Origin of the sequence: Kitasatospora sp. NPDC089509 (assembly GCF_044749365.1) — a bacterium.
Classification (GTDB): domain Bacteria; phylum Actinomycetota; class Actinomycetes; order Streptomycetales; family Streptomycetaceae; genus Kitasatospora.
This window is the reverse complement of sequence record NZ_JBIVHS010000025.1, coordinates 139385-146627: the sequence shown is the minus strand read 5'-3', so window position 1 is coordinate 146627 and position 7243 is coordinate 139385. Positions and strand designations below refer to the sequence as shown.

6 protein-coding genes and 1 rRNA gene are annotated in these 7243 nt (G+C 69.8%); all 7 read left to right on the top strand.

Annotated features, from left to right (window positions below; all coding sequences use genetic code 11):
* Positions 1-86 (top strand): 5S ribosomal RNA (gene rrf / locus ACIP4P_RS36235); the annotation flags it as partial.
* 97 nt (positions 87-183) lie between these two features.
* Positions 184-801: a CDP-diacylglycerol--glycerol-3-phosphate 3-phosphatidyltransferase gene (pgsA, locus tag ACIP4P_RS36230; RefSeq protein ID WP_350512649.1), complete on the top strand. Its 618-nt coding sequence runs from the start codon at positions 184-186 to the stop codon at positions 799-801.
* 123 nt (positions 802-924) lie between these two features.
* Positions 925-3420: a sugar phosphate nucleotidyltransferase gene (locus ACIP4P_RS36225; protein ID WP_400925938.1), complete on the top strand. Its 2496-nt coding sequence runs from the start codon at positions 925-927 to the stop codon at positions 3418-3420.
* Between the two features lie 191 nt (positions 3421-3611).
* Positions 3612-4664 (top strand): DUF881 domain-containing protein, encoded by a 1053-nt coding sequence (locus tag ACIP4P_RS36220; protein ID WP_400925935.1) that lies wholly within the window; start codon positions 3612-3614, stop codon positions 4662-4664.
* Entirely contained in the window at positions 4661-4993 is a 333-nt protein-coding gene (locus ACIP4P_RS36215) for a small basic family protein (protein ID WP_030062488.1), read from the top strand. Before ACIP4P_RS36220 ends, ACIP4P_RS36215 begins: the two co-directional genes overlap by 4 nt.
* Positions 4994-5204: 211 nt before the next feature.
* Entirely contained in the window at positions 5205-6113 is a 909-nt protein-coding gene (locus ACIP4P_RS36210; RefSeq protein WP_400925957.1) for a DUF881 domain-containing protein, read from the top strand.
* Positions 6114-6678: 565 nt separating this feature from the next.
* Positions 6679-7221: an FHA domain-containing protein gene (locus tag ACIP4P_RS36205; RefSeq protein WP_350512645.1), complete on the top strand. Its 543-nt coding sequence runs from the start codon at positions 6679-6681 to the stop codon at positions 7219-7221.
* Positions 7222-7243: the final 22 nt, after the last annotated feature.

The following is a 7243-nucleotide window of genomic DNA, read 5'->3' as shown; positions in this document are numbered from 1 at the left end:
GTTACATTCCGAACCCGGAAGCTAAGCCTCACAGCGCCGATGGTACTGCAGGGGGGACCCTGTGGGAGAGTAGGACGCCGCCGAACAATCATTCAAGAGAAGCCCCCGCCGGGTGAACCGGGCGGGGGCTTTTCTGTTGTAAGGTCAACGTGCATTGTCGTGACACAGGACAGGAGGCCCCGGGTGGAGGTCCAGGAGACGCGGGTCCAGACCGATCGGGTCTTCACGATTCCCAATCTGCTGAGCATGGCCCGGTTGGTCGGCGTTCCGCTCTTTCTCTGGCTCATCCTGTGGCCGGCCTTCGGCGGGCCGAAGAACGACGGTTGGGCGCTGCTGATCCTGATGCTGAGCGGGATCAGTGACTACCTGGACGGAAAACTCGCCAGGCGGTGGGGGCAGATCAGTCGGGTGGGGCAGCTGCTGGACCCGCTGGCGGACCGGCTCTATGTGCTGTCCACGCTCGTCGGATTGACGTGGCGTGAGTTCCTGCCGTGGTGGGTGACGGCGATTCTGATCGCTCGGGAACTCTTTATCGCCTCGCTGCTGCCCCTGCTGAACAGGCACGGTTACGGGCCGCTCCAGACGAGTTTCCTGGGGAAGGCCGCGACCTTCAACCTGATGTACGCGTTTCCGCTTCTGCTGCTCGGCGGTATCGACAGCTGGATCGCGCGGCCGGCCGAGGTGGTGAGCTGGGCCTTCATCTGGTGGGGGACCACGCTGTACTGGTGGTCGGCGATTCTTTACGCGGTTCAGGCGCGGCAGATCATCAAGGGCTCCGCGGGCTCGGCGTCCACAGCCTGAGACGTGATCTGAGAGAAGTCCCACGCCGCCCCGGTGCGTCGGACGATACCTTCCGGGTAGAGAACCCTCTGGAACGGTTTGATGGACCTGTAGGTCCACACCGCGAAGGAGGACGCACCCGTAATGAAAGCCGTAGTAATGGCAGGGGGCGAGGGCACCCGACTCCGCCCGATGACCTCCAGCATGCCGAAGCCGCTGCTTCCGGTCGCCAATATGCCGATCATGGAGCACGTGCTTCGGCTGCTGAAGCGGCACGGCCTCTCCGACACCGTCGTCACCGTGCAGTTCCTGGCGTCACTCGTCAAGAACTACTTCGGTGACGGCGAGGAACTGGGCATGCACCTCACGTATGCCCATGAGGAGACGCCGCTCGGCACTGCGGGGAGTGTCAAGAACGCCGAGGACGCGCTCCGGGACGATTCCTTTCTGGTGATCTCCGGTGACGCGCTGACCGACTTCAATCTCTCCGAATTGATCGACTTTCACCGCAGTAAGAACGCACTGGTCACGGTGTGTCTCACCAGGGTGCCGAATCCCCTGGAGTTCGGCATCACGATCACGGACGAGGACGGGCGGGTCGAACGCTTCCTGGAGAAGCCGACCTGGGGGCAGGTCTTCTCCGACACGGTGAACACCGGTATCTACGTGATGGAGCCGGAGGTCTTCGACTACGTCGCGGCGGGTGAGTCCGTCGACTGGTCGAGCGACGTCTTCCCACAACTCCTGAAGGAGGGCAAGCGGGTCTACGGGTACGTCGCCGAGGGCTACTGGGAGGACGTGGGCACCCACGAGAGCTACGGCAAGGCCCAGGCGGACGTCCTGGAGGGCAAGGTCGAGGTCGAGCTCGACGGTTTCGAGATCTCGCCGGGCGTCTGGGTGGCCGAGGGTGCGGAGGTGGACCCGGAGGCGGTGCTGCGCGGGCCGCTGTACATCGGGGACTACGCCAAGGTCGAGGCCGGCGTCGAGATCCGCGAGCACACCGTGCTCGGCAGTAACGTCGTGGTCAAGCGCGGTGCGTTCCTGCACCGGGCGGTGGTGCACGACAACGTCTACGTCGGGCCGCAGAGCAATCTCCGCGGCTGTGTGGTCGGCAAGAACACCGACGTGATGCGGGCCGCGCGGATCGAGGACGGCGCGGTGATCGGCGACGAGTGCCTGGTCGGCGAGGAGTCGATCATCGGGGCGAACGTCCGGGTCTACCCGTTCAAGACCATCGAGGCCGGCGCCGTCGTCAACACCTCGGTGATCTGGGAGTCGCGCGGGCAGGAGCACCTGTTCGGCGTCCGTGGCGTCTCGGGCATCCTGAACGTCGAGATCACCCCGGAGCTGGCCGTGCGGCTGGCGGGCGCGTACGCGACGACCTTGAAGAAGGGGGCCACCGTCACCATCGCGCGTGACCACTCGCGTGGTGCGCGTGCGCTCAAACGGGCGATGATCTCGGCGCTGCAGACGTCCGCGATCGACGTCCGCGACCTGGAGAACGTGCCGATGCCGGTGGCCCGGCAGCACACCGCGCGGGGGAGTGCGGGCGGGATCTTCCTGCGGACCACGCCGGGGGTGCCGGACTCGCTGGACATCCTGTTCTTCGACGAGCGCGGGGCGGACCTCTCGCAGGCCGGGCAGCGCAAGCTCGACCGGGTCTACGCCCGCCAGGAGTACCGGCGGGCCTTCCCCGGCGAGATCGGGGACCTGACCTTCCCGTCCAGTGTGTTCGACTCCTACGCGGGCAACCTGCTGCGGACGGTGGACACCACCGGGGTCCGGGAGGCCGGACTGAAGGTCGTGGTGGACACCGCGCACGGCAGCGCCGGGCTCGTGCTCCCCAGCATCCTCGGTCGGCTCGGGGTGGAGGCGCTCACCGTCTCCGGCGGGCTGGACGAGGCGCGGCCGACCGAGGACGCGGAGACCCGGCGGGCGGGGCTGGCCAGGCTGGGTGAGCTGGTGGCCTCCTCGCGGGCGGCCTTCGGGGTGCGGTTCGACCCGGTCGGCGAGCGGGTCGCGTTCGTGGACGAGCTGGGCCGGGTGATCGACGACGACCGGGCGCTGCTGGTGCTGCTGGACCTGGTCGCGGCCGAGCGGCGCAGTGGCCAGGTGGCGCTGCCGGTGACCACGACCCGGATCGCCGAGCAGGTCGCCGCGTACCACGGCACCCAGGTCATCTGGACCACGACGACGCCGGACGACCTGGCGAAGGCGGCCTCCGCCGAGGGCACGGTGTTCGGAGGCGACGGGCGCGGCGGCTTCGTGGTGCCCGAGTTCAGCGGGGTGCTGGACGGTGCCGCGGCCTTCGTCCGGCTGGTCGGCCTGGTGGCCCGGACCCAGCTCACGCTGAGCCAGATCGACGCGCGGATCCCGCAGGCGCACATCCGGCGCCGGGACATCGCGACGCCCTGGGCGGCGAAGGGCATGGTCATGCGCTCGGTGGTGGAAGCGGCCGGCAGTCGGCGGCTGGACACCACCGACGGCGTCCGGGTGGTCGAGGCGGACGGTCGGTGGACCCTGGTGCTGCCGGACCCGGCCGAGGCGATCACCCACCTGTGGGCCGAGGGCCCGGACGACGAGGCCACCGACGCGCTGCTGGACGAGTGGGCGGCGGTGGTCGAGGGCGCGGGGCGATGATGCTCTGACCGGATCGGTCCGCTGATCGGACCGATCCCCGAACGGCGGGGCGTGCGGCTTGGTCCGTACGCCCCGCTGTCCGTTTTCACGTCATTCGGAGCGATCCTGCACCTTTCGTCGATGTGTGCGACGTGTGTGCAGCTCAGGGGCCGTGCGCCGGGGGCCTCCGGCGTCATGGGACGATGGTCCGCATGCCAGCGACGCCGACGCCGAGTGCCCCGAACGGACGGTACAACCGCCCGGACGCCTCGATGTCCCTGCTGACCAATGTGATGGACCACAGCCTGGACGAGGGGTACGCCGAGGCGGCCGCGGCCCGGGGCGGTGCGCGGGACAGTCGGATACCCGGGACGCTGAAGGGCCTGCTGACGCTGGGTGCCGGGTTGGCGCTGGTCGGGGCCGTGGTGACGGTGGGCGCGGTGAACGCGCACAAGGCCGAGCCGACGCTGGCCAAGGAACGGGACGCGCTGATCCACCGGATCAACGACAGCAACGGCGCGGCGGACCACCTGCAGAAGGAGGTCCAGGACCTGCGGCGCAAGGTCGACGACACCCAGCAGCAGGCGCTGGCCTCGGGCGACGGCGGGTCCGTCGCGCTGACCGGTGACGTGGGGCTGGGGGAGGTCACCGGGCCCGGTGTGAAGCTGGTCCTGGAGGACGCGGCCGGGACGGGCGGCGGGGGCAACGTCGACCCGCGGGCCGGGCAGGGTTTCTCCAACAGCGGCCGGCTGCGCGACCGGGACCTGCAACTGGTGGTGAACGGTCTGTGGGGATCCGGCGCGGAGGCGGTCTCGATCAACGGGCAGCGGCTGACCGCGCTCTCCGCGATCAGGGCCGCCGGTGAGGCGGTGCTGGTGGACAACCGGCCGCTGGTTCCGCCGTACAACATCCAGGCGATCGGGGACGGGCCCAAGCTCCTGACCGCCTTCGAGAACGACATGGCCGGGCAGTACCTGCGGCTGCTGGAGGAGAAGTACGGCATCAAGTCGACGCTCTCCGCGCAGAAGAGCCTGACCCTGCCGGCGGCGGTGGGCGTGACGCTGCGGACCGCCCAGCCGGTCACGCCCGAGCCCTCGCCCTCGGCGAGCCCCTCGGCCACCCCGGGCGGGAGCCCGTCGGCCGGCCAGGGAACCTCGCAGAGCCCCAGCGCGTCCGTTTCACCGTCCGCGACCAGCGGTCCGTCCGCGAAGCGGTGGCCGACCGGCGGATCCGCCAAGACCACGACAGGAGCAGCTAGACCGTGATTGCCGTACTGGGTCTCGTGATCGGGGTGGTCGTCGGCCTCTTCGTCCAACCCGAGGTGCCCGACGCCGTGGTGCCCTACCTGCCGATCGCGGTGGTGGCGGCGCTGGACGCGGTGTTCGGTGGCGTCCGGGCGATGCTGGACGGGATCTTCAACGACAAGGTCTTCATCGTCTCGTTCCTGTCGAACGTGGTGGTCGCGGCGCTGATCGTCTTCCTGGGTGACCAGCTGGGCGTCGGCTCGCAGCTGTCCACGGGCGTGGTCGTCGTCCTCGGCATCCGCATCTTCTCCAACGCGGCGGCGATCCGGCGCCATGTCTTCCGTGCCTGAGCCGGGCCGCGAGGAGGCGGCGAAGGACGGGGGGAGGAAGGCGGCGGAGCCGGTGGCCGGGGCGACCGGGACCGACCAGGAGTCCGAAGCCGTGTTCGAGGCCGCGTCGGCGCCGGTGGAGTCCGACGCTGAGGCTGAGCTTGAGGCCCGGGCGGAGGATCCGGAGCCCTCCGAGCCGTCGACGCCGGTGAAGTCGTCCGAGCCGTCCGCGCTGTCCGAGTCGTCGGAGCTGACGGTGCGGCTGACCAAGGCGACCGTTCCCGTGCCCCCGCCCGCGCCGGAGCGGGAGCCGGGGCACGAGGCGGTACCGAGCTCTGAGGCTGAGGTTGAGGCCGACGAGCCGTCGGAGGGCGCCGGACCGGAGGCCGTCGAGGAGCCGCCCGCCGCGGACCGGAGCGCCGGTCGGCGTCGGTTGAAGGCGGCGCTGTGGCCGCCGAGGCTGTCGCGCGGCCAACTCGTGGTGGCGCTGTTGCTGTTCTCGCTCGGCCTGGGGCTGGCGATCCAGGTGCGCTCGACCAACGACCACCACAACCAGCTGCGCGGGGCCCGGCAGGAGGACCTGGTCCGGATCCTCGACGAACTGGACAGCCGTCAGCAGCGTCTGCAGCAGGAGAAGGCCGAGCTGGAGCAGTCCCTGGGCAAGTTGGAGAACAGCTCCAACCAGGCCAAGGAGGCCCAGGAGCAGACCAGGAAGAAGATGACGGAACTGGGTGTGCTGGCCGGTACGGTCAAAGCCACAGGTCCGGGCATCGTACTCACGGTCGATGATCCCCAAGGGCAGGTGAAGGCAGATATGCTGCTGGACACCCTGCAGGAACTTCGAGCGGCGGGGGCGGAGGCGATTCAGATCAACGATGTGCGCGTGGTGGTCAACACCTACTTCACCGACCTCTCGGGCGGCGGGGTGCAGATCGACGGGAAGAAGGTCTCGCAGCCCTATCGGTTCACCGTCGTGGGGAACCCGCAGGATCTGACGCCCGCGCTGAACATCCCGGGGGGCGTCGTCCGTACCCTGGAGAGCCACCAGGCGCGGGCGACGATCGCCCAGCAGCAGAAGGTGGTCGTCGACGCCCTCGTCGATCTGAAGACGCCGCAGTACGCCAAGCCGGCTTCGAAGTGACGGGGCGCTCGACGAACGGCCCGTCACGGGCGGGCGGCACCCGGTGCGGGGTGTCGTCGTCGCTTAGGGGAGACTGGTTCGCACCAGTACGCTCCGTAGCAGCAAACGCCGCACCAACCGTCGGAGTACCACTCCAGCAGGCCCGGGCCGCAACCGGGCCCGCCGCCTGTCCGAGGTTCTCACCCTGCCCCGCGGGCGGGTCTGTCACACGCAAGGGGATTCGCCCGTGAGTTTCTTCTCGAAGTTGTTCGGTCGCAACAAGGGTCGCGACGCGGCCGCCGTCGAGGCGCCCACCGCGCGGCACCGCCGGTCGGACGACGAGCCCGCCGTGCCGGGCATGCGCCCCGCTCCCGAGGCCGGGCCGTACGCCGGACAGCAGCTGTACCGGGACGGTGCCGCCCCCCAGTACGCGGGGAATCCGGCGGGCTACGGCGCGTCGGTTGACCCCTCCGGCGACCCGCGCATAGGTTTCCCGTCAGGACCCTCAACCTCTGGTGGAGGGTTTGCCCCGGACCCGTACGCCGGGCACAACCCGTCGGGTGTGCCGCGCCAGGAGGCTGTGAACATGGCTGGCCCCACTCCGTGCCCCAGGTGCGGCAACCAGAACCCGGCCGCGGCCCGCTTCTGCTCCAACTGCGGTACCGCGCTGCGTGGGGGCCTGCTGCCGGAGGGGGCGGTGGAGACCACCTCGACGATCTCGATCTCCGGCCTGGAGTCGTACGACCCGTCCGCCACGACCGGCACCGGCACCACGCCGGCGCTGTCGGCCGAGGTGCTGTCGGCGATCGACGCGCTGCCGCCGGGCTCGGCCCTGCTGATCGTCCAGCGCGGCCCGAACTCGGGCAGCCGGTTCCTGCTGGACTCCGACGTCACCACGGCGGGTCGTCACCCGCAGGGTGACATCTTCCTGGACGACGTCACGGTGTCCCGGCGGCACGTGGAGTTCCGCCGCACCCCGGCCGGCTTCAGCGTCGCGGACGTGGGCAGCCTGAACGGCACCTACGTCAACCGGGAGCGGATCGACGAGGTGGCGCTGAACAACGGCGACGAGGTGCAGATCGGGAAGTACCGGCTGGTGTTCTTCGCCGGCCACAACCGGGGGTACTGAAACCAACGTCGGCAGGAGCCCG